The sequence below is a fragment of the Pseudoclavibacter caeni genome, assembly GCF_008831125.1.
In the GTDB taxonomy this organism is placed as follows: domain Bacteria; phylum Actinomycetota; class Actinomycetes; order Actinomycetales; family Microbacteriaceae; genus Pseudoclavibacter_A; species Pseudoclavibacter_A caeni.
The window spans coordinates 167,284-188,367 of record NZ_WBKA01000001.1; the positions used below are offsets into that span (position 1 = coordinate 167,284).

Genomic DNA, 21,084 nt, shown 5'->3' on the forward strand with positions numbered 1-21,084 from the left:
ACCCGACCGGGTCACCGGGGCCGCCGCCGTCCCGTGGCGCGAGACCTCCCCGCGCGCCCGCACGCCCCTCGCGGGCGCGATACGCTGGGGAGACGCCCGGCTGAGGCGGCCGGCGGTGGAGACTCGGGAGCGGGAGCACGCATGGCCGCAGATGCCGATTCGGGCGTGGCACGCACCGCGCTCCGCGTGCTCAAGGAGCATGCGGAGACGTTCGCCGGCCACTCGCCCTCGCGGTTCGCGATCCTCGCATTCACCACGATCATCGCGCTGACCACGCTCGTGCTCGCGACACCCTGGGCGAGCGCGACCGGACGCTGGACCGACCTGCCATCCGCGCTGTTCACCGCCACGAGCACCGTGTGCGTGACCGGCCTGACGGTCGTGGACATGTCGACGCACTGGTCGCCGTTCGGCAACGCCGTCATCCTGATCGGCGCGCAGATCGGCGGCATCGGCGTGCTCACCATGGCCTCGATGATGGGCATGGTCGTCACCCGTCGGCTCAGCCTGCGCCAGCGGCTCATCGCCGCGAGCGACACGAACCCGCTGCGCACCCACGCCGGGCCGGTCAGCGAGGGGCAGGCGATCCGCCTCGGTGAGGTCGGCGGCCTGCTGGCCACGGTGCTGTACAGCTCGCTGACCGTGGAGGCACTGCTGTTCGTCAGCATCCTGCCCCACCTGCTCTGGCGCGGCACCGACCTTCCGGTGGCGCTCTACGACGCCCTGTACCTCTCCGTGAGCGCGTTCAACAACGTCGGCTACACCCCCTTCGACGACGGGCTGGCCTCGTACGCGGGCGACGGGTACCTGATGGCCGTGCTCGTGATCGGGGTGTTCGCCGGTTCGCTCGGCTACCCGGTCGTGTACGCGGCGATCGGCAATCTGCGCGCCGTCATCACGGGAGCGACTCGGCATCCGCACTGGAGCCTGCACGTGCGACTGACGGTGGTGACCACGCTCGTGCTCGCGGCGTTCGGCACACTCATGTTCACGCTGACCGAGTGGTCGAACCCGGGCACGATCGGCATGGGCGCGGAGTGGACGCGCCCCTGGCAGGCGCTGTTCTATGCGACGATGACCCGCTCCGGGGGATTCTCGCTGTTCGACCCGAGCCAGCTGAGCGACTCGGGGCTGCTGGTCAGCCAGCTGATGATGTTCATCGGCGGCGGGTCGGCGTCCACCGCCGGTGGCATCAAGGTGACCACGATCGCCGTGCTGTTCCTGGCCGCGCTCGCCGAGGCCCGCGGCCAGACCGAGATCCAGGCGTTTGACCGGCGCATCCCGCACGACGTGCTGCGCGTCGCGGTGAGCATCGTGCTGTGGGGCGTGTCGATCGTGCTGACCGCCACGCTCGTCATCCTGCCGTTCACCGATCAGCCCGTCGACGACGTGCTGTTCGACGTGATCAGCGCGTTCGCCACCTGCGGCCTGTCCACCGGGGTGACCGCCGAGCTGCCCACCGTCGGGATGCTCGTGCTCTCGGCGACGATGTGGGCCGGACGCGTTGGTACAGTGACGTTGGCGGCCGCGATCGCGTCATCGCCGAACCGCCAGCTGTTCAAGCATCCGGAAGAGAGGCCGATCGTTGGTTGAGAGGATCCCCGTCGACGCCCCGGTGGCGGTCATCGGGCTCGGGCGCTTCGGCGCCGCCACCGCCGGGCAGCTGAACCGGCTGGACCGCGAGGTGCTCGCCGTCGACACGAACCCGGCGCTCGTGCAGAAGTGGGCTGACCGGGTCACCCACACGATCGAGGCTGACGCCCGCAACCCCGAGGCGCTGCGCCAGATCGGCATCGGCGAGTTCCAGATCGTCGTTGTCGCGGTGGGCAACCTCGAGGCGAGCGTGCTCATCACCGCGAACCTCGTCGATCTCAAGGTGCCGCAGATCTGGGCGAAGGCGTCGACGCAATCACACGGCAAGATCCTCGCCCGCATCGGCGCCAACCACGTCGTCTACCCGGAGGCGCAGGCGGGCACCCGCGTGGCGCACCTGGTCAGCGGGCGGCTGCTCGACTTCATCCAGTTCGACGACGACTACGCGATCGCGAAGCTCTACCCGCCGAAGGTGATCCGCGACAAGCCGCTGGGGCGCTCGGTCGTGCGCACCAAGTACCGGGTGACCGTGGTCGGTGTGAAGTCGCCGGGCAAGGAGTTCACCTACGCCACCGAGGAGACCGTGATCACGAACCACGACCTGGTCATCGTCTCCGGCCACGTCGGCGACATCGAGCGGTTCGCGAGCCTCGACCGGTAGCGGGCCCCTCCGCGTCGGCCTGCCCGCGGGGCGCGGACCCGCCAGCAGACGGCAGACCCGTGTCAGACGGCCCGGTTCCGGCAGACCCGTGCCAGGCCCCGCGCCGGCTCAGGCGTTCTCGCGCGCCATCTCGTGGGCGCGGTCGACGGCCGCCTGCAGCGCCTCGGTCATGTTCTCGACGCGTCCACCGCGGGCGAGCACGGCGAGCGCCTCCTGCGTGGTGCCGCCGGGGCTCGTCACCGCGGTGCGCAGTTCCTCGGCCGTCCGCCCGCTCTCGGCGAGCAGCCGCGCCGCACCGATGACCGTCTGGTCGGCGAGCACCCGCGCGTCCTCGGCGCTGAACCCGATGCGCTGTGCGGCCTGCTCGAGCTCCTCGACGAACGCGAACAGATACGCCGGCCCCGATCCCGACACCGCCGAGAGCTCGTCGATGCGCGCCTCGTCGAGTTCGACGACGACCCCCACCGTGTCGAACAGCGCGTGCACGAGCGCCCGCTGCGCGCCGGTGACGCCCGGACCTGCGGCGAGCCCGGTGACCCCGGCGCCGACGCTGGCGGGTGTGTTCGGCATCACGCGCAGCACGGCCGTCCCCTCCGGCAGCGCGGCGGCGATGGACGCGATGGTCACGCCCGACGCGATACTCACCACGATCGTCCCCGGGGCGAGCACGTCACGGACCTGTGCGAGCACGTCCGCCACCTGGTACGGCTTGACGCCGAGCAGGACGATCCCGGCACCCGCCACCGCGTGCCGGTTCGCCTCGGGGTCGCGCTCGCCCGCCAGCGCCCGCACGCCGGGATGCCGGGCCGCGATCGCGTCGGCCCGCGCCGCAGAGCGGTTCGTCGTGCGGATGCCACCCTCGGCCCCGTCCGCGACCGGCAGCCCGGAGGCGATGACCCCGTCGAGGATCGCGCCGTTCATCGACCCGACGCCGAGGAAGGCGAGGGCGGGCAGGCCGGTGATCGGGGTGGTGGATGCGGATGCGGTGGTGGCGTCGGTCATGACCAGCAGTCTACAATCGGGGCGCCGCCGGGCGGGGCGGCCCGCGGTGGGCCATAGGATGAGCTGGTGAGCACCTCAGCAGACGCACCCGAACCGTCCCGACGCGCGAGCGACGCGTCCCCGTGCCCGGCCGAGGCGCCGTCCACCGAGGCGCCGGCCGCGACCGCCGCGCCGTCCGGCGAGCACGGCCACTCCGGCACCACGGCGATCATCGCGGCGATGCTCGCGAACCTGGGCATCGCGGTGACGAAATTCATCGCCTACCTGCTCTCGCAGTCGACGTCGATGCTCGCCGAGTCGGTGCACTCGCTGGCCGACACCGGCAACCAGATCCTGCTGCTCATCGGCGGCCGCGGCGCCAGACGCGCCCCCACACCCGAGCATCCGTTCGGCTTCGGCCGCGAGCGGTACGTGTCGGCCTTCGTCGTGTCGATCGTGCTGTTCAGCCTCGGCGGCCTGTTCGCCGTGTACGAGGGCATCGGCAAGATCGCGAAGCCCCATCCGATGGAGAGCTGGTGGCTGCCGGTCGCGGTGCTGCTCGTCTCGATGGTGATGGAGGCGCTGTCACTGCGCACCGCACTGAAGGAGTCGCGCCCCGCCCGCGGCGGCGCCGGCATCATCGCGTTCGTGCGCCGAGCGAAGGCCCCCGAGCTGCCGGTGGTGCTGCTCGAGGACACCGCGGCGCTGTGCGGGCTCGCCTTCGCCCTGCTCGGCGTGGTGCTGACCGTGGTCACCGGCAACGGGGTCTGGGACGGCCTCGGCACCGTCGCCATCGGCGTGCTGCTCATCGCGGTCGCCCTGCTGCTCGGGGCCGAGACCCGCAGCCTGCTCATCGGCGAGGGCGCCTCCACCGCCGGGCTGGAGCGCATCCGTCAGGCCGCGCTCGACGGGGAGGGCGTGGATCGCATCATCCACATGCGCACGCTGTACCTGGGGCCGGACGAGCTGCTCGTCGCCATGAAGATCGCCGTGGCCCCGCAGCGAACGGCCTGCGACGTGGCGGGGATCATCGACGCCCTCGAGCAGCGGGTGCGCGAGGCCGCGCCGATCGTGACGCTCATGTTCGTCGAGCCGGACATCGATCGGGCGGCGGAGGACGAATCCGCGGCCCACTGAGCACGCATCGGACGACCGAGCGGTGCGGCTCGGCCCCGAGCCCGACACGGCACGACCACGTCTGCGCCAGCCCGACACACACAGCCACTGGAGCGCCGCGTCGTGGCGCATCGGTGGCTGGGCCATGGCTCCCTGGCGCGATCATGGTCGACCCTCACGCACACGCACAGCTCACGCACGCTCACGCGCACACGACGAGGGCCGGGCATACGCCCGGCCCTCGTGTTCCCCCAGACTGGTGCGATCCGCCCCCACGGAGCCGCGCCAGTGGTCTGTGTCAGCGCCCGAAGAGCTTCGAGAAGAGGCCGCTCTCGGCACTGGTGCCCTTCGGCGCGTTCTCCTCGCAGGTGCAGCGCTGTGCCGGCGGCACGTTGCGCATCACCTGGTCGACATGCTGGCCGCACCCGGCCCACGTCGTCTTGCCGCACTTCGGGCAGGTCACTGCATAGCACATGGTCGTTCTCCCATTTCCTCAGTCGACGGCCGGGTCACCGGCCGTCCCTCCAACCGGAGCCGTGCCTCCCGCGGCCCCGCATCCATGAGCTCAGGCGAGCATCATGAACAGCTTCTCCAGCTCCTCGGCGGTCAGCTCGTCCTCACCGAGCCGCAGCCCGCTCGAGGAGCGCACGCCCTCGCCCTCCTCGGCCGACCCCTCCCGGTCGGTCGAGCTAACGAGGCAGTCCTTCATCGCGCTAGCGATGATGGCGTAGCCGGCGCGATCGAGGGCGCTGGACACCGCGGCGAGCTGCGTGACGACGTCACGGCACGACCCGCCCCGCTCCACGGCGGCGACCACCGCGTCGAGCTGGCCGCGCGCGCGGCGCAGCCGGTTGAGGATGTGGCGCTGCGGGTTCTGGGGACTCTTCGTCATGTCCTTGACTCCTCTCGATCGACGGGGTGGTTCAGGCCACCGGCTGGGATGCGCGCTCGCCGGCGTCCGCGCCGGTGACCAGCAGGTCGTCGGCGCGCTCGCCGAGCACGAGCCGCAGAGTGATCATCCCACCCGACAGGCTCGCCGAGTCGAATCCGGCCTGGTCGAGCACGCGATGGGCGATGTACGAGCGCACCCCTGACTCGCACAGCACGCGAACCGGACGCCCCGCCGCCGCGGCGCGCACCTCGTCGAGGCGTCCGCGCAGCTCGGTGTGCGGGATGTGCAGCGCACCGGGCACGTGCCCGGTGACCCACTCGTCCTCGCGGCGCACGTCGAGCACGAGCGCCTCGGCCAGCACCCGGTCGAGATCCTGCGCGTACCAGAGGCGCAGCGTGCCGTCGAGCACGTTCTCGCCCATCATGCCGGCCATCGTGATCGGATCCTTCGCCGCACCGAACGGCGGGGCGTAGGCGAGGTCGAGATCGATCAGGTCGGCGATGCCGAGTCCCGCACGGATCGCGGTCGCGAGCACGTCGACGCGCTTGTCGGCGCCGTCGCGGCCGACCGCCTGCGCGCCGAGGATGCGGCCGTCGTCCTGCGCGAAGTGCACGATGAGGTGCACCTCCTCCGCACCCGGGAACCAGCTGACGTGCGACGACGGATGCAGGTGGATCGTGTGGTACGCGATGCCAGCGGCGTCCAGCGCCCGCCGGTTCGCCCCGGTCATCCCGGCCGCCTGCGAGCCGACCCGCACGATCGCCGTGCCGACGGCGGTCGGGATGGGCCGGGCACGCTCCGGCGCGAGGATGTCGTCGGCGACGGCGCGGCCGGCGCGGCTGGCCGGCCCGGCCAGGGCCACGGGCCGCCGGGCGCCGGTGACCGCGTCGGTCGACAGCACGGCGTCACCGACCGCCCACACGTCGGGCAGGTTCGTGCGCCCGTGCTCGTCGGTGACGATCGCACCGCGCTCGCACGTCACCCCGGCGGCCTCGAACACCGCGGTGTCGGGGCGCACGCCGACCGAGAGCACGATTAGGTCGGCGTCGATGGTCGTGCCGTCGGCGAGCACGACCACGTCGTGGTCCGCGCCCGGCTCGACGCGCTCGGCGGCGACGCCCTCGTGGATGTGCACGCCGGCCCGGCGCAGCTCGTCGGCGATGATCGCCGCGCTCTCCTGCTCGAGCGGCGAGAGGATGTGCGGGGCGAGCTCGACGACGCTGACCTCCAGACCGCGCACGGCGAGCGACTCGGCCGCCTCGAGGCCGATGAACCCGCCGCCGAGGACGACCGCGCGCCGGGCGCCTTGGTCGACCATGGCCCGCAGGGCGACCGCGTCGTCCACCGTGCGCAGCGTGTGCGCGCGGGGCGAGTCGATGCCCGGCATGGGCGGCACGAACGCCTTCGCCCCGGGCGAGAGCACGAGCCGGTCGTACGCGATGCGCTCCTCGCCCTCGGGGGTGCGGACGGTGACCGTCCGCCCCGCGGCGTCGAGGCCGATGACGTCATGCCGCACGCGCACGTCCAGGTCGAGCGACTCGCGCAGCGTCTTCGGCGTCTGCACGAGCAGCGACGCGGAGCGCGGCACCTCGCCGCCGACGTGATACGGCAGGCCGCAATTGGCGAACGAGACGTACTCGCCCCGCTCGAGGACGATGATCTCGGCCTGCTCGTCCAGGCGACGGGCGCGAGCCGCGCAGCTCATCCCTCCGGCGACTCCGCCGACGACGACGATCCTCATGTGGGTCTCCCCTTCTCTCTGTCTGTGCTCGGTGTCCGTGGTTCCGGTCAGCGGTGCCGGGATCAGGCCTGTGCCTCGGCGCCCTCGGCCTTCGCCGCCTGCTCGGCGCGGTGCTGCTCGATGTCGGCCCGCACCTCGTCCATGTCGAGCGCCTGCACGGCGGTGATCAGCTGTTCGAGCTGCTCGCCGACGAGCGCGCCGGGCTGGCCGAAGACGGGGATGCCCTCGCGGAAGACGATCAGCGTGGGAATCGAGGAGACCTGGAACATCGCCGCGAGTTGCTGCTCGGTCTCGGTGTCGACCTTGCCGAAGACGATGTCCGGGTGCTGCTCGGAGGCGGCCTCGAACACCGGGCCGAACATCCGGCAGGGCATGCACCAGGCGGCCCAGAAATCCAGCAGGACGATGTCGTTGCCGGTGACGACCTCCTCGAGGTTCGCCAGGGTGATCTGTCGTGTGCTCATGCCCCGATGATATACCCCCGGGGGTTTACTGTCCAGCGTCGTCGCCCGCCGGCGCCCCTCGCAGTGGAGGGGCGAGCATCACGGCGGCGCCCCGCCACCACGGCCCGGCCCGCATCCGGCGGAGCGCTCCGCTCGCACCGCGGCGCGCGTTCAGCCCGCCTATCCCTCACATGCGGACAGCACGCGGCCAAGCGAGCCCTGCGCGCCGTGGCAGCGCGCTCGAGACGCCGCGAGGCCGTCGGCGGGATCGCACGACGGCCTCACAGCGGTCAGGCGGACGCGTTGCGGCGTCCGTCAGGAGAGGGCTGGCTCCGGCTCAGAGCCCGGCCTGCTCGTCGGCGCGGATGATGATCACCGGCGCCGGGATGTTGTTGAGCACGCCATGGCTGACCGAGCCGAGGAACAGCCGGGTCAGACCCTTGCGGCCACGGTTGCCGACCACGAGCAGCGCGGCGTCCTTCGCCGCCTCGACGATGCCGCGCACGGGCTCGGCCTCGACCAGCTGGGTCTCGATCTCGATGCCCGGCTCGGTTTTGGCCGCGAGCTCCTTGGCGCCCTGCAACACGGCGCGCGTCTCGTTGCGCACCTCCTCGATGATCTGGGCGCTCCAGGCGACGTCGGTCGCCGGCAGGGCCGGGATCGTCCACGCGGCGACGATGCGCAGCCTCTCGCCGAGCAGCGCGGCCGCGCGCGCCGCGTAGTCGAGCGCCTTGTTGGCCGTCTCGCTGCCGTCGACGGCGACCACGACGTCATGCCGCTCGCCGAGATCATAGGTCGGCACGACGGCCACCGGGGAGTGTGCGGATGCGGCAAGGCGGATCGGCTTCGACCCGAAGATGACGTTCGGCAGCTTGCTGCCCTTGTGGGTGCCGACGACGACGAGCTCGGCGCCCTTCGACTCGTCCTCGAACACGGCGGTCGGGGTGCCGGGGGCGAGGTTGGTGGTGAACGTGACGCCCGGGGCGATGCTCTTCGCGTACGCGAGCTCCTGGTCGAGCATCTTCTGCCCCTCCGCGAGCGCCTCGCTCTCGAACACGGGGGTGTCGCTGAACGGCGTCAGGTCGATCACGTAGAACAGCTCGACGTCGGACTTCGTCCGCTCGGCGAAGCCCACACCCCAGCGCAGTGCTGCGCGGGCTGGCTCGGATCCGTCGACACCGATCACGATCTTCTTGGTCATTCTGGCCTGCCTCCTCGAACGAACGGTCATGCGGGGCCTGGCATGCCTCCGCCACCATTCAGGCTACCCGTTCCGCGCATCCGGCGGGCGTCCGGGCGTCGATTCCCGTCACGGGCGAGTGCAGCCCATCAGGGCAATCGCGGGCGACCGGGCGGCGATGGCCGACCGCGGGGGACCGGCCGGGCCGTCCCCGCCCCCGGCGACGAACTGGATGGACGGGGCTCCCGTCAGGTCAGCGCCGCTCGGCGAAGAAGCGCTGCAGCGGCTCGGCGCACGCCTCGGCGAGCACGCCGCCGACCACCTCGACCTGGTGGTTCATCCGGCGGTCGCGCAGCAGATCGTGCACCGACCCGACCGCGCCGGCCTTCTCGTCCCACGCGCCGAAGATCACCCGCGGGATGCGCGCGGCGAGGATCGCCCCGGCGCACATCGCGCAGGGCTCCAGGGTGACCACGAGCGTCGTGTTCGGCAGCTGCCAGCTGTGCCAGGCCCTCGCGGCACGGCGGATGGCGAGCAGCTCGGCGTGCGCCGTGGGATCCTGCCGGGCCTCGCGCTCGTTGCACGCGGCCGAGACGACGTTGCCCAGCGCGTCGAGCACGAGCGCGCCGACGGGCACGTCGCCGGTCGCGTCAGCCCGATGGGCCTCGGTGATCGCCGCGCGCATCCACTCCTCGAAGACGGGAGACACTGGCAGGCTCACGGTTCCCTCTCGTTCCCGGCGCGCGGACCGCGCCACGGTCATGCATCGTACCGCAGGGAGACGCGCGGGCGCGGCCCGCACGAGCCCGCCCGCCTCGGCGTCCGGTCGCCCCGCCTCGACGCCCCGGTCGCGGCGGCCGACCCGCCGCGACCCCCGTCGTGATCACCCCGGGACAGGGCCCCGGCGCCCCGCGAGGCCGCCATGCCGAGCGGCCCGCGAGGACGTGCTTGACGCGCGCGGCGTGATCGGGCACAATCTCCCACATGATCACTCGTACCCACGCAGCTCTGACATCACTCGAGGTGACCCCGGCGGTCGCCTCGATGATGTGCTGCGCGGGTGGAGCGTGCCGAATGTGCCGCTGACCGCCTTCGTCCCCGATCCCCGGCGGATCACCGCACGACGAATGCCCGGCCTCCTCTTCCATCAGATCCATCAGGTCACCGTGACCTCGCGCACCCCTGCGCCCGTCACGCGGATGCCGGAGCGACTCGTGCGCCATCGCAGCAGCACAGTCCTAGGAGAGCACGCTCATGACCACCATCACCACCACTCGCATCGCCCGCACCGCCCGTCCCGCCCACAGCCGGATCCGTCCCGTGGATACTGAGTCCGTCGCCACCCACGACGACCGTGTCGAGGCGCGCGGGTTCGCCCTGTACGTCGGCCTCGACGAGGTCGGCGCCGCGCAGGCCGGCGTCAGCCTGCAGCAGCTCGTCGCCGCCCTGAGGCGCACCGCCGAGGAGCTCGTCCCCGGCATCCGCACCCACGCCACGCTCGCCATCGCCCCGCGCGGCGCCGGCGGCCGCGACCTCGACGTGACCCGCGTGGCGCTGCACGACCCCGCCGTGCAGCGCATCGCCTCCCCCCGACAGGCCCGCCACGGCGTGGTGATCGATTTCGGCCGCCAGCACGTGCTCGTCGACGGCGAGGAGGTTTCGCTCACCTACAAGGAGTTCCGCCTGCTCGGCCACCTCGTCGAGCACGCGGGCGAGACCGTGCACCGGCACGACCTGCTCGCCGAGCTGTGGGACCCAGACCAGGAGGGCACCCCCGGCGAGCGCACCATCGACGTGCACGTGCGCCGCCTGCGCGCGAAGCTCGGCGACTTCCAGGACATCATCCGCACCGTCCGCGGCATCGGCTACCGGTTCGACCGCCGCACCGACGTCATCGTCCGCACGGCCTGACCCGCGGGCCGGCGCCTTGCCGGCCCGCGACGCCGACGCGTATCGTTGTGGTCGCCCGGTGCCTCTGCGGCACCGGGACGTGCGGAGACGCACGTCGCCTGCTGTGGCGCAGCACTCCTCGGAGTGCGGGCCGGCCGCCCTCTTCCCCTGGGGCGGCTGGCTCAGGCCACGGCCGGCGACCACTCCTCCTGAGACCCGACGATGCGCCCCTCTTCCCCTGCATCACTCCTCGAGGAACCATCCGCATGTCTCCCGCACCCACGCACACCATCTCCCCCGGCAGGTCGCCCGCTGGGACGCGATCACCGTCGGCCGCCTCCGCGCCGCAGGAGGCCGATGCTGGGGCCAGCATCCCGACGCCCCGGGGCTGTTCATCGCCGAGTCCGGCCTCGGCACCGCCCCGGCCGATCCTCGTCGAGGCCGCACGCCGCATCGCCCGGGCCGTCCGCGAGCACGGGCGGGTCGCCCGCCCGGCCGCCACGTGCACGGCCTCCGCTAGCATGGCCGCATGACCGACGCGATCCCTCCCGCACCACCCCAGCCGACCCGCGACGAGCTCGTCGCCGCGCTGCGCACCCGCTACGGCACAGACGACGTCACCCCGTTCGACGCCGTGACCCCGACCATCCTGCATCAGCTGCGCCACCGCTCGGTGCGTCGCTTCAGCGACCGCCCCGTGACCGAAGACGAGCTGCGCGCGATCCTCACCGCCGCGCAGGCGGCGTCCACGAGCTCGAACCAGACGTCGTGGAGCGTCATCGTGGTGCGCGACCAGGCCCACAAGGAGGAGCTCAAGCCGCTCATCGGCGACCAGACCTTCATCGACAAGGCCCCCGTCCTGCTGTTCTGGGTCGTCGACCTGCACCGCTTCCACCTGCTCGCCGATCGCGCCGGCGTGCCCGCCGCGGCCACGGAGCTGCTGGAGGCCACGCTCGTCGGCTTCGTCGACGCCGCGCTCGCCGCGCAGAACGCCGCCGTGGCCGCCGAGTCGCTGGGCCTCGGCATCACCTACATCGGCGGTGCCCGCAACCACCCCGAGGAGACCGCCGCCTCGCTCGGCCTGCCGCCGAACGCGGCCGTCGCGTTCGGGATGACCCTCGGCTGGCCGAGCCCCACGGACCGGGCGAGGATCCGCCCGCGGCCCGCCCCGGCGATGGTCGTGCATCACGAGCGGTACGACGATGCGCGGATGCTGCCCGAGCTCGACGCGTTCGCCACACGGACGAACGCCTTCTTCGCCGCCTACGGCCGCGACTTCGACTGGGTGGCCTACATCACCGACCACTTCCGCGACTACCACGACCTGCACGGCCGCGAGCGGCTGCGCGAGGCGCTGACGGCGCTGGGCCTGCCCTCCCGCTGACGACGCCGGGCCCGCCCTCGCGCCGATCTGCCGGGACGGCCCGCGCGACTCGACTAGGATCGAGGAATCATGCCGGGGCGGAACGAGGGGGAGCATGGATCCGGACGTCATCACGGTGACCTGCGCGGGGCGCACGGTGCGGCTCTCCCCCGGCGCCTGGCTCGTCCTCGGGCGGGGCGGCGAGGCCGGGCTCGTCGTCCGCGGGCCGCTCGTCTCACGCCGCCACCTGCTCGTCTCGCACCGCGACGGCTGGTACGTCGAGGATCTCGCCTCGAGCAACGGCTCCTTCGTCGACGGCCGGCGCATCTCCCACCTGCCCGTCACCCATGACACCGTGATCCGGCTGGGCGACCCCGACCAAGGCGTGCCCGTCGAGCTGCGCGTGACGCGCTCGGCGGCCACGCCCGGCGGGCTGCCACCCGTGCCGGCAGCGGCGCACGGCACGTCCGCCCCCGCCGGCGCCCCGCGGATGCCGGCGCCGGCGGCCATGGCGCGCCCACCCCGACCGGCGGCCCAGCAACGCCGTCCCGGGCCGCCGCCACGCCCGGCCGCGCCCGCCGCGACGTGCGCGGATCTGCTCATCGGGCGCAGCCCGGCCTGCCAGGTGCAGGTGCCCGACCTGTTCACCTCGCTGACCCACGCACGCGTCCACGTCGGCGCCGGCACCGCACCGGAGGTACAGCGCCTCGGCGGCGACCCGGTGTACCTCAACGGCATCCCGGTCGACCGCGCGCCCCTGCATCAGGGGGATCTGCTGACCGTCGGCACGAGCGACTTCACGGTCAGCAGCGAGCGGATGATCCCGGCGAGCGAGATGTACCCGGGCCGCCCCGGACTCGAGGTCGAGCACATCGGCTTCACCATCCGCGGCGGCCGCCGGCTGCTCGATGACGTGGACTTCTCCGCGCCCCGCGGCTCCCTCACCGCCGTGATCGGCCCCTCCGGCGCGGGCAAGTCCACGCTGGCCCGCGCCCTGTCCGGGCTGACCCGGGTTTCTGCGGGGCGCGTCTCCTTCGACGGCTTCGACGTCCACCGCCAGTACGCGATCGCCAAGCGACGCATCGGGCTCGTCCCGCAGGACGACGTGATCCACCGTCGGCTCCGCCTGCGCCAGGCGCTCGCCTATGCGGCCCGGCTGCGACTGGACGGCGACGTCACCGCCGAGGAGCGCCAGCGGCAGATCGACCGCGCCGTCGACCAGCTGGACCTCCGCGCGCATCTGGACACCCGCATCGACCGGCTCTCCGGCGGACAGCGCAAGCGGGCGTCCGTGGCCATGGAGCTGCTCACCGAGCCCTCGCTGCTGATCCTCGACGAGCCCACCTCGGGGCTCGACCCGGCGCTCGACCGGCAGCTGATGCAGGAGTTCCGCGAGCTGGCCGACGGCGGCCGCACGGTGCTCGTGATCACCCACTCCGTGGCCTGTCTGGACATGTGCGACCAGATCGTCGTGCTGGTGCCGGGCGGAGCGCCCGCGTTCATCGGCTCACCGGCGCAGGCGGCGCGCTTCTTCGACACCGCCGACTGGTCCCGGATCTTCGACCGGCTCAAGGACCATCCGGAGGAGTGCCGCGAGCGCTGGCGGCGGCACGCGCCCGCGCTGCGGCACGGCAGCCCGCCCGCGACGGAGACCCGCGAGCCGCGCGCCCACGGGCGCGGGCTGCGGCAGACGCTCACGCTGATCCGCCGGCAGGTCGCCCTGCTGCGCGCCGACCGCGGGTACAGCCTGTTCCTGCTCGCCGTGCCGTTCCTCGTGGGGCTGCTGCCGATCGTGGTGCCCGGGGACGTCGGGCTCACCCAGGTGCAGGGTGCGAAGAACGCGACCGAGCCCCAGCTCGTGCTCACCCTGCTCGTCATCGGCGCGTCGTTCCTCGGCATCGCCATGACGATCCGCGATCTGGTCAGCGAGCGCACGATCTTCCTGCGCGAGCGCGCCGTGAGCCTCTCCACCACGGCGTACCTGGCCTCGAAGGTCGTCGTCTACGGGGTGCTCGGCTGGCTGGGCGCGATCGTCATCGTGCTCATGGCGGGCGTGGTGAAGCCGCCGCCGACCGGCCCGGGCGTCCTCGGGCTCGGCGAGCGCGTCGAGCTCGTCATCGCCCTGGGCGTCACGATCACGGTGAGCCTCATGCTCGGGCTGCTGCTCTCCGCGCTGGTGGGCTCGCAGAGCCAGGTGATGCCCGTGATCATCGTGGTCTTCCTCGTCCAGCTGGTGATGAACGGCGGGCTCGTCCCGCTCGCCGACAGCGCCGCGCTCGACGCGGTCTCCCGTGCGGTGCCGACCCGGTGGACGATGGCCATGGGCGCGATCAGCATCGATCTGCCCCAGCTGCTCACCATCGCCGACGAGCAGGAGCGGGCCGCGGTCGCGGCGAGCCTGCCGGAGACGGATCCGCTGTGGGAGCAGGACCTGCAGCGGTGGTGGCAGAGCCTCGGCATCGCGACGGGGATGGGCGTGGCCTCGCTGGTGTGGGCGTGGGCGCGTCTGCGTCGCCAGCACGTCTGAGCGGGAGCGGTGGCCGCGACGTCAGGCGAAGGGGTCGATGCGCAGGGCCGTCTGCTCGACGAGATAGCCCTCGAGCGGCCGCAGGGCGGTGCCCGCGTCTCGGGGGTCCCAGCGGATCATGAGCTCCCCGTCGACGACGCAGAAGGGGTTCGCCTCGGTCTCCCCGTGCCCGGGGCGCAGCGGGACGGGCACCGCGTCGAAGTCGACGACGTCACCGCGCGGGAAGGGGCCCTGCCAGGCGAGCTCCTGCATCCGCCGCCGCCGCTCGATGGCCACCGCGGTGTTGCGGGGTCGAGGCGGTTCCACGACGCGCACGGCGTCGCCGACGAGCCAGGCGTTCCCCGCGGCGTCGGCCAGCAGGGCCCCGACGCGCCAGACCCGGGTCACCGGGACGAGGCGCGGGCCTCGGCGGAGCATCCAACGGCGGCGCTCCGGCTCGTACCGGGCCAGGGCTTCGTCCGGCACGCCGGCCTCGCGCAGCCGGCGGACGGCGGCCTGCAGCAGCGTGACGATGCGGGCGATGTCATCCGGGGTGAGCGGGCAGGCGGGATGCGCCGCGTCGTCCGTCGTCCCGGTCATGCCCGCACGCTCCTCACGCCGACGCCCTGCCTCGCAGCCCCCTGCAGACGCGAGAGGCCCCGGCTGCAGCAGCCGGGGCCTCTCGCTCTATCGTGCGCCCGAAGGGATTCGAACCCCCGGCCTTCTGATCCGTAGTCAGACGCTCTATCCAGCTGAGCTACGGGCGCATGTCTCAAAGACAGAAGATGACTATACGCCGCATCCGCATTCCGCGCAAATCACGCCGCCGAACCGCACGGAGCCACCGGGTCATGGAGAGCCGGCGGCCCCGTATCAGCGGTCGACCTCCAGGGTCAGCCGGTACAGCCCGAGCGCGAACGGCCCATCGATCGGCGTGGCCACGTTGGGTGAGATCTCTGCCTCGGAGCTCGCCTCGCCGAGGGTGACGCCGTTCGTCGACTCCAGATCGGTGATCATCCAGGTGCTCGCCTCGGCGTCCCATTCCAGCCGCGCGTGCGTCTTCGAGATCGTCTTCTGCGCATCGGGGATGCGCACTACCTGGGTGCCGCGCGCCTGCACCCCCCGGGGGTTGCGGCCGAGCACGGCGGCATCCTCGGTCAGCTCGACGCTGTCACCGGACTCGAGACGCAGCCGGGTGACCGGCCGGTGCCCCCAGCGCACGAGCACGGTCTTCTCGGCGTCGTCCTCGTTCTCCACCGGCACGTTGAGCACCGTCCGGTCGTCATCAGCGTCGGCGGGAGCGGGTGCCGGCACGACCTCCGCGGGCGCGGGTCCGGGGGTCGGATCACTGAACCCCGGGACCGACGAGATCAGCTGCGACGCCTGCTCCGCAGGTGCGGGCTGGGCATACCCCTGCTGCGCGTACGGATCCTGCACCGACTGTCCCCTGCCCTGCTGGCCATACCCCGCCTGCGGGTAGCCCTGCTGCGCGTACGGATCCTGCACCGACTGCCCCCAGCCCTGCTGGCCATACCCCGCCTGCGGGTAGCCCTGCTGCGCGTACGGATCCTGCACCGACTGCCCCCAGCCCTGCTGGCCATACCCCGCCTGCTGGCCATACCCCGGCTGAGCAGCATACGGATCCTGCGCCGCCTGCGCTGAGGCGCCCTGCCCCTGAGACGTCTGCGCGTACTGCTGCAGCGCGCTCTGGAACCCGGGGCTCAGCAGCCACTCGCGCAGCGGCTCGTCGATCCTGGGATTGGCCAGCAGGGTCGAGGTGACCAGAGGGTCGATCTGGACGAGCTCACGCATCCGCTCCGGCGTGGTGCTCGGATCCGCCGCCTCCTCGGCGGGCGTGCGTCCCTGGCCGCCGGCGGACCAGCCGCCCTGGGGTGAATAGGTCATCGTGTTCTTCCTCTTCCCGACCCCAGGCGGAACCGCCGGGGAATCTGCGCACGCTCGCGCATGCGTCTAACATAACCTGTTGCAGATCGCAGCGACAGCCGCGCCCGCCAGCGCTGTGCCCGGGTGCGCCCCTCGAACAGCCGCCGCCGCTCGGCGTCCACGAGCCCCCAGTACTCCCTGGTCTGGGCCTCGCCGATCTCCACCCCGGCGAACGCGGCCCAGTCGGCGAGCTGCGCGAGACGGGTGGCCCCGGCACCGAGCGGCGCGGCGACCTCCAGCCGCGTCCGTGTCCGCCCGACGTCGCCGCCGGCGTCGACGACCCGGTCGACGTACTCCATCCAGCCGGCGAGCAGTCGCTCGTCCGGCGTGCCGTGACGACACCGCCGACGCCAGCGCAGGGCCTTGTACAGCAGCACGCCCCAAACCGGCAGGGTGACCAGCGCGATCCAGAAGACCGTGCGACCGACCACGCCGGCGACGTGCAGCACGGTCGCCCAGACCCGGTTCGCGTCGTCCGTCTCACCGCCGCCGACCCCTCCGGAGGGGTCCTTGTCCGGCGGCGGCACCTGCTGCGCGTTCTGCTGCGCCGTCGTCGGACTGTAGCGCTTGTAGGCGTTCTGATCCGGGTTCTCGACGAAGCGGTTGTCGGTGCGCGGCTCCGTGTCGATGGCCACCCAGGTGCCGTCCGACGTGAGGATCTCGGCCCAGGCCGTCATGTCCCCGCCGGTGACCGTGCCGTCGTCGCCCACCCGGGCACCGTAGACGGCTCGGGAGGGGAAGCCGACGACGCGCGCCATCAGCGCCGTCGCGGTCGCATACTGCTCCTGGTCGCCGACCGTCGCCGCGCACTGTGTCACCGTGTCGGAGCAGTCGAGGTAGCGGTTATCGAGCATGCTGCCGAACAGTCCGTCGATGCGGCCGCGGCCGTGGCCGGCGTCGCTGGCGCGGAACTGGTAGCCCTTCGGCAGCCACGAGTCATCGCCGGTGCCCGGGTCGTCCTTGCTGTGCCCCAGGTAGCTGCGCTGGATGATGAGCCGGGCCAGCCGGCGCACCTCGCCGACGGTCGCCCCGCCCTGCCGCTGCTGGGTGACCCACTGATTGAGCTCGGGCATGCTCTCCGCGTCCACGCCGTCGAGCGAGCCGGTGCCCGGCCCTGCGTCGTCGGAGACCTCCGCCTCGGCATCGACCCAGGTGACCGTGTACGCGTCGCCTGCGGCGAGTCCCTGCGCGTCGCCGCGGGCGGCGAGCTCCACCCCCGCCTGCAGATCCGTGTTCAGATAGAGCCCCTGGGCGAGCGCACGACGGTCGCCGCCCTGGAAGTCGACCTCGCTGACCTGCTCGGCCAGCGGCAGCCAGGCACCGCTGTACCCGTCGACGGTGACGGTCATCGTGTGCGTCGTGCCGCCCGCGGTCGGCGCCCGATAGGGCACCCGGGCGAACGCGGTCGAGGTGTCATCGGGGCGCTCCGGGTCGGCGGTGCGGAAAGCCTCGCCGTCATACTGGCCCAGCGCCGCGAGGCGCAGCCGCTGCGGGGCGTCGCCGCTGACCGTGAGCAGTGTGCGGTGCAGCTCGTCCGCGGTGAAGTTCCGTCGGAACGAGGACAGCGGGCTGGTCAGCGGCGGCGTGCGCGTCTCCGGCTGCACGACGGTGCGCCCGACGACGCGCTGCCGGTCGCCGACGAGCGGGGCCGTGGCGAGCCCCGCGACGACGACCGCGAGGACGACCATGGCCGCCGCGAGCCCCAGCCGGCGGGTGCGCGTGGCCAGGGCGCGACCGCGGTCGGTGGGCACGGCCGTCTCGGTCGCCGTGATGCGCGCGGCGACGCGGCGGGACCGGGACCGGGAGACGGTCCAGCCGATCAGCAGGGCCAGCTGCACGAGCCCCGCGACCACCGGCAGCGGCGCCGGCAGCGTCATCCCCAGCACCCGTGGGCCGTCGGAGACCGTGCGGGGGCCGAACACGGTGGGGAACAGCGCCGCGAGCGCGAGCACGGCGGGCGCCAGGCCCCACAGGCGGGGCGTCCGCAGCGCGAACACAAGCGCGAGCAGGGTGCTCGTGTACACGACGATGAACACCGGCAGCTGCACGCCCTGCCCGTCGCCGGCGGGCAGGGTGAGGGTGAGCAGGTCCTTCCACCCGGTGACAGGCGCGACCACGACGTCCAGCATGCCGCCGAGCAGGGAGCCGGGCAGCGCCGTCCACGCGTCGGGCACAGCGGCGAGCAGGCCGACGACCAGGTAACCGGCGAGGGCGAGCCCCACGGCGGGCAGGGCACGCAGGCGGGCGCGCACGATCGTCATCCCAGCGAGCAGCCCGGTCACCAGCGCGGCGCCGCCGGCGAGCAGGACGCCGGGGCGGGCGTGGACGGGCCAGGCGCCAAGGACGGTCACGGCCCCGACCAGCGCGACCACGACGATCGTCGTCACGGTGCGCCGGAGGCCGGCGAGGGGTTCAGCGCCGCGGGTCATGCCTGCACCACCCGAGACATCAGATGGCGCAGGTCGTCGATCGCGCCGAGGGTGAGCACGAGCACGTCGTCGACGCGCCGCACGCCGGGGCGGGCGGTCGGATCGGCGCACACCACGACGACCGTCGTGCCGGGGTCGAGCCGCCGGGTGGCCTCGCGCAGATCGCGCAGGGTCGGCACCGATCCGCAGACGACGAACACGAGCGATAGGTCGGGCAGCTGGCGCGCGGTCAGCGCGGTGATCTCAGCGAGACCCATCATCAGCGGGGTGCGGTCGACGCCGCTGAAGTCGTCGAGCAGCAGCACGGGTGTCGCCGTGGCGAGACGGCGGACCGCGCGGACCACCCGTCGGGCACCCTCGGGCACCTCGCCGCTGACGACGACCTGCGGCTCTCGGCGGTCGCGCACGAGCCGCACGCCGATCGAGGCGGCGGCGCTCACGGCGAGCTCGAACTCGTCGTCCTCCGCGTACTCCTCGGCGGCGAGGCTCAGCAGCACGCCCACCCGCGAGCGCCGGGTCTCCTCGTACTGGCGCACCATGAGCGCACCGGTCTTCGCCGTCGACTTCCAGTGGATGTTGCGCGGCGAATCGCCGGGCACGTACTCGCGGATCGCGTGGAAGGAGATGTCGTCGTCGACGAGCACCCTCGAGGGGATGCCCTCGAGATCGCGGGTGAGACCGGTGGCCGTCGTGGGCAGCCCCACGGTGCGCGGGTGCACGTAGAGGGTGTGCCGCTTCGCCCAGATGATGTCGCGGTGCAGCAGGCCGATGGGGTCCTCCCGCACCGAGCGGACCGGGCCGACGTCGATGATGCCACGCCGCTGCGCCGGGATGAGCAGGCGCTCCCGGTGCACGGCCCCCGGGGCGAGCAAGGGCACCAGGGTGTCGGCGACCGCGGCCCCGATCGGGATCTCGAGCCGGCCGGGCAACACCGGGTGGCGGGAGGCGTTGCGCACCGTGATGTCCCCGGCGACCTCCTCACCGGCGACCACATGGTCCGCCAGGACGCCGAGGTCCACTTCGTAGGCGTTGCCACCGAGCAGGAAGAGCCCGCCGATCAGCAGCAGCACGAACGCGGCGAGGCCGACGGCGAGCCACTCGACGATCGCGAGCGAGAGGCCGAGCACGACGCCGAGCAGCGCGGCGGCCACGGCGATCCAGCCGGCGGGGGTGACCGTCTCGCCCAGCCACCCGCGCATCCGCCGGGCGCGCCGACGCAGCCTGCGCCAGGTGCGCGAGCCGATGATCGCGAGGCGGGCCCCGGCGCGCCGGGTAGCGCCGCCGTGGGTGAAGCTCGTGATCGTCTCGGTGCGCGTGGCGGTGCCGGTCGACGCGCTCGTCGACGTGCGGGTGGTGGGGTCGACGGGCATCAGGCCACGGCCCCCTGGGTGGGCGGGGCGGTGTCGAGCAGGATCTGCCCGATCACGGACTCCGGGGTGACGCCGTCGAACTCGGCCTCGGGGTCGAGGATGAGCCGGTGGGCGAGCACCGGGACGGCCATGGCCTTCACATCATCCGGGATGACATAGGGGCGCCCGTGCGCGATCGCCCAGGTGCGCGAGATGTTCGCGAGCGCGATCGCGCCGCGCACGGAGGCGCCGAGCCTGGTCTGGGCCGCGTCGCGGGTGGCCTCGACGAGCCGGGTGATGTAGTCGACGATGGCCGGCTCGATGGTGACCAGGCGGGCGAGGGCGATCATCTCGCCGACGGCCTGGGGCAGGATGAGCTCGGCGATCGCCTCGGTGCCGACCGCCTGGCCCTCGAGGATGCGGCGGGTCGATGCCGCGTCCGGGTAGCCGAGCGACATCTTGACGAGGAAGCGGTCGAGCTGCGCCTCGGGCAGGCGGTAGGTGCCGGCCTGCTCGACGGGGTTCTGCGTGGCGATGACCATGAACGGGCTCGGCATGCGATGGGTGACGCCGTCGACGGTCACCTGCTGCTCCTCCATGACCTCCAGCAGCGCCGACTGGGTCTTCGGCGAGGCGCGGTTGATCTCGTCGGCGAGCACGATGTTCGCGAAGACCGGCCCCTCGTGGAAGGAGAACTCCCCGCGCTTCTGGTCGTAGATGCTGATGCCGGTGATGTCACCAGGCAGCAGGTCCGGGGTGAACTGGATGCGCGACGAGGTGCCCCGGACGGTGCGCGAGATCGCCCGGGCCAGGGCCGTCTTGCCGGTGCCGGGCACGTCCTCGAGCAGCAGGTGCCCGCGGGTGAGCAGGGTCGCGAAGGCGAGCTCGATGACGTGCCGCTTGCCCACGATGGCCTGCTCGACGTTGCTGACGAGGCGGCCGAAGGTCTCGCCGAACCACGCCGACTGCTCGGCGGTGATGCTGCTGCTCATGCTC

The 21,084-nt window shown here is 72.7% G+C and carries 18 protein-coding genes and 1 tRNA gene; 6 read left to right on the forward strand and 13 right to left on the reverse strand.

What is annotated here, in order from left to right:
- Positions 1-141 precede the first annotated feature (141 nt).
- Both F8O02_RS00845 and F8O02_RS00850 read left to right on the forward strand, forming a co-directional pair.
- Positions 142-1,593 (forward strand): TrkH family potassium uptake protein, encoded by a 1,452-nt coding sequence (locus tag F8O02_RS00845; RefSeq protein WP_158035294.1) that lies wholly within the window; start codon positions 142-144, stop codon positions 1,591-1,593.
- Positions 1,586-2,254: a potassium channel family protein gene (locus F8O02_RS00850; protein WP_158035295.1), complete on the forward strand. Its 669-nt coding sequence runs from the start codon at positions 1,586-1,588 to the stop codon at positions 2,252-2,254. Before F8O02_RS00845 ends, F8O02_RS00850 begins: the two co-directional genes overlap by 8 nt.
- Positions 2,255-2,362: 108 nt before the next feature.
- Here F8O02_RS00850 and proC read toward each other — a convergent pair whose 3' ends face one another.
- Positions 2,363-3,256, reverse strand: coding sequence for a pyrroline-5-carboxylate reductase (gene proC / locus F8O02_RS00855; RefSeq protein WP_158035296.1), 894 nt, complete (start codon positions 3,254-3,256; stop codon positions 2,363-2,365).
- A 207-nt stretch (positions 3,257-3,463) separates the two neighbouring features.
- Between proC and F8O02_RS00860 the strand changes: the two genes are divergently transcribed.
- On the forward strand, positions 3,464-4,372 hold the full coding sequence (locus F8O02_RS00860; protein WP_263970868.1) for a cation diffusion facilitator family transporter: 909 nt from the start codon (positions 3,464-3,466) through the stop codon (positions 4,370-4,372).
- 277 nt (positions 4,373-4,649) lie between these two features.
- On the opposite strand, the gene F8O02_RS08945 is transcribed toward F8O02_RS00860, so the two are convergent.
- The 6 genes from F8O02_RS08945 to tadA form a co-directional block, all read right to left on the reverse strand.
- Positions 4,650-4,826: a hypothetical protein gene (locus F8O02_RS08945; protein ID WP_179416248.1), complete on the reverse strand. Its 177-nt coding sequence runs from the start codon at positions 4,824-4,826 to the stop codon at positions 4,650-4,652.
- Between the two features lie 90 nt (positions 4,827-4,916).
- Complete coding sequence (locus F8O02_RS00865) at positions 4,917-5,243, reverse strand: metal-sensitive transcriptional regulator (RefSeq protein ID WP_158035297.1); 327 nt, start codon at positions 5,241-5,243, stop codon at positions 4,917-4,919.
- A 31-nt stretch (positions 5,244-5,274) separates the two neighbouring features.
- Complete coding sequence (locus F8O02_RS00870; protein WP_158035298.1) at positions 5,275-6,984, reverse strand: FAD-dependent oxidoreductase; 1,710 nt, start codon at positions 6,982-6,984, stop codon at positions 5,275-5,277.
- 62 nt (positions 6,985-7,046) lie between these two features.
- Entirely contained in the window at positions 7,047-7,448 is a 402-nt protein-coding gene (gene trxA, locus F8O02_RS00875) for a thioredoxin (RefSeq protein ID WP_158035299.1), read from the reverse strand.
- Positions 7,449-7,764: 316 nt separating this feature from the next.
- Positions 7,765-8,628: a universal stress protein gene (locus F8O02_RS00880; protein WP_179416247.1), complete on the reverse strand. Its 864-nt coding sequence runs from the start codon at positions 8,626-8,628 to the stop codon at positions 7,765-7,767.
- A gap of 232 nt (positions 8,629-8,860) precedes the next feature.
- Entirely contained in the window at positions 8,861-9,328 is a 468-nt protein-coding gene (tadA, locus tag F8O02_RS00885; protein ID WP_158035301.1) for a tRNA adenosine(34) deaminase TadA, read from the reverse strand.
- A 533-nt stretch (positions 9,329-9,861) separates the two neighbouring features.
- On the opposite strand from tadA, the gene F8O02_RS00890 reads away from it, so the two are divergent.
- The 3 genes from F8O02_RS00890 (at position 9,862) to F8O02_RS00900 (ending at position 14,387) form a co-directional block, all read left to right on the forward strand.
- A complete protein-coding gene (locus F8O02_RS00890; RefSeq protein WP_158035302.1) occupies positions 9,862-10,518 on the forward strand; it encodes a winged helix-turn-helix domain-containing protein in 657 nt (218 codons plus the stop codon).
- 508 nt (positions 10,519-11,026) lie between these two features.
- On the forward strand, positions 11,027-11,881 hold the full coding sequence (locus F8O02_RS00895) for a nitroreductase family protein (RefSeq protein WP_158035303.1): 855 nt from the start codon (positions 11,027-11,029) through the stop codon (positions 11,879-11,881).
- Between the two features lie 94 nt (positions 11,882-11,975).
- Positions 11,976-14,387, forward strand: a complete 2,412-nt coding sequence (locus F8O02_RS00900; RefSeq protein WP_158035304.1) for an ATP-binding cassette domain-containing protein — start codon at positions 11,976-11,978, stop codon at positions 14,385-14,387.
- Positions 14,388-14,408: 21 nt separating this feature from the next.
- Here the strand turns inward: F8O02_RS00900 and F8O02_RS00905 are convergent, their stop codons facing one another.
- The 6 genes from F8O02_RS00905 to F8O02_RS00930 all read right to left on the reverse strand — a co-directional run bounded on the left by F8O02_RS00905 (position 14,409) and on the right by F8O02_RS00930 (position 21,080).
- The gene (locus F8O02_RS00905) at positions 14,409-14,966 is read right to left on the reverse strand and encodes a hypothetical protein (protein WP_158035305.1); all 558 of its coding nucleotides are present in this window, start codon (positions 14,964-14,966) and stop codon (positions 14,409-14,411) included.
- Positions 14,967-15,059: 93 nt separating this feature from the next.
- Positions 15,060-15,133 (reverse strand) — tRNA-Arg (locus F8O02_RS00910).
- A 106-nt stretch (positions 15,134-15,239) separates the two neighbouring features.
- Complete coding sequence (locus F8O02_RS00915) at positions 15,240-16,271, reverse strand: FHA domain-containing protein (RefSeq protein WP_158035306.1); 1,032 nt, start codon at positions 16,269-16,271, stop codon at positions 15,240-15,242.
- Positions 16,268-18,739, reverse strand: a complete 2,472-nt coding sequence (locus F8O02_RS00920) for a transglutaminase-like domain-containing protein (protein ID WP_158035307.1) — start codon at positions 18,737-18,739, stop codon at positions 16,268-16,270. Before F8O02_RS00920 ends, F8O02_RS00915 begins: the two co-directional genes overlap by 4 nt.
- Positions 18,736-20,109 (reverse strand): DUF58 domain-containing protein, encoded by a 1,374-nt coding sequence (locus F8O02_RS00925; RefSeq protein ID WP_158035308.1) that lies wholly within the window; start codon positions 20,107-20,109, stop codon positions 18,736-18,738. The genes F8O02_RS00920 and F8O02_RS00925 overlap by 4 nt, the downstream gene beginning before the upstream one ends.
- Complete coding sequence (locus F8O02_RS00930; RefSeq protein ID WP_158035309.1) at positions 20,109-21,080, reverse strand: AAA family ATPase; 972 nt, start codon at positions 21,078-21,080, stop codon at positions 20,109-20,111. The genes F8O02_RS00925 and F8O02_RS00930 overlap by 1 nt, the downstream gene beginning before the upstream one ends.
- Positions 21,081-21,084 lie beyond the last annotated feature (4 nt).

Coding starts and splice junctions, on each gene's coding strand:
- F8O02_RS00845 (WP_158035294.1), top strand. CDS start 142: ATGGCCGCAGATGCCGATTCGGGCGTGGCACGCACCGCGCTCCGCGTG.
- proC (WP_158035296.1), bottom strand. CDS start 3,256: ATGACCGACGCCACCACCGCATCCGCATCCACCACCCCGATCACCGGC.
- F8O02_RS08945 (WP_179416248.1), bottom strand. CDS start 4,826: ATGTGCTATGCAGTGACCTGCCCGAAGTGCGGCAAGACGACGTGGGCC.
- F8O02_RS00865 (WP_158035297.1), bottom strand. CDS start 5,243: ATGACGAAGAGTCCCCAGAACCCGCAGCGCCACATCCTCAACCGGCTG.
- F8O02_RS00870 (WP_158035298.1), bottom strand. CDS start 6,984: ATGAGGATCGTCGTCGTCGGCGGAGTCGCCGGAGGGATGAGCTGCGCG.
- trxA (WP_158035299.1), bottom strand. CDS start 7,448: ATGAGCACACGACAGATCACCCTGGCGAACCTCGAGGAGGTCGTCACC.
- F8O02_RS00880 (WP_179416247.1), bottom strand. CDS start 8,628: ATGACCAAGAAGATCGTGATCGGTGTCGACGGATCCGAGCCAGCCCGC.
- F8O02_RS00890 (WP_158035302.1), top strand. CDS start 9,862: ATGACCACCATCACCACCACTCGCATCGCCCGCACCGCCCGTCCCGCC.
- F8O02_RS00895 (WP_158035303.1), top strand. CDS start 11,027: ATGACCGACGCGATCCCTCCCGCACCACCCCAGCCGACCCGCGACGAG.
- F8O02_RS00900 (WP_158035304.1), top strand. CDS start 11,976: ATGGATCCGGACGTCATCACGGTGACCTGCGCGGGGCGCACGGTGCGG.
- F8O02_RS00905 (WP_158035305.1), bottom strand. CDS start 14,966: ATGACCGGGACGACGGACGACGCGGCGCATCCCGCCTGCCCGCTCACC.
- F8O02_RS00915 (WP_158035306.1), bottom strand. CDS start 16,271: ATGACCTATTCACCCCAGGGCGGCTGGTCCGCCGGCGGCCAGGGACGC.
- F8O02_RS00920 (WP_158035307.1), bottom strand. CDS start 18,739: ATGACCCGCGGCGCTGAACCCCTCGCCGGCCTCCGGCGCACCGTGACG.
- F8O02_RS00925 (WP_158035308.1), bottom strand. CDS start 20,109: ATGCCCGTCGACCCCACCACCCGCACGTCGACGAGCGCGTCGACCGGC.
- F8O02_RS00930 (WP_158035309.1), bottom strand. CDS start 21,080: ATGAGCAGCAGCATCACCGCCGAGCAGTCGGCGTGGTTCGGCGAGACC.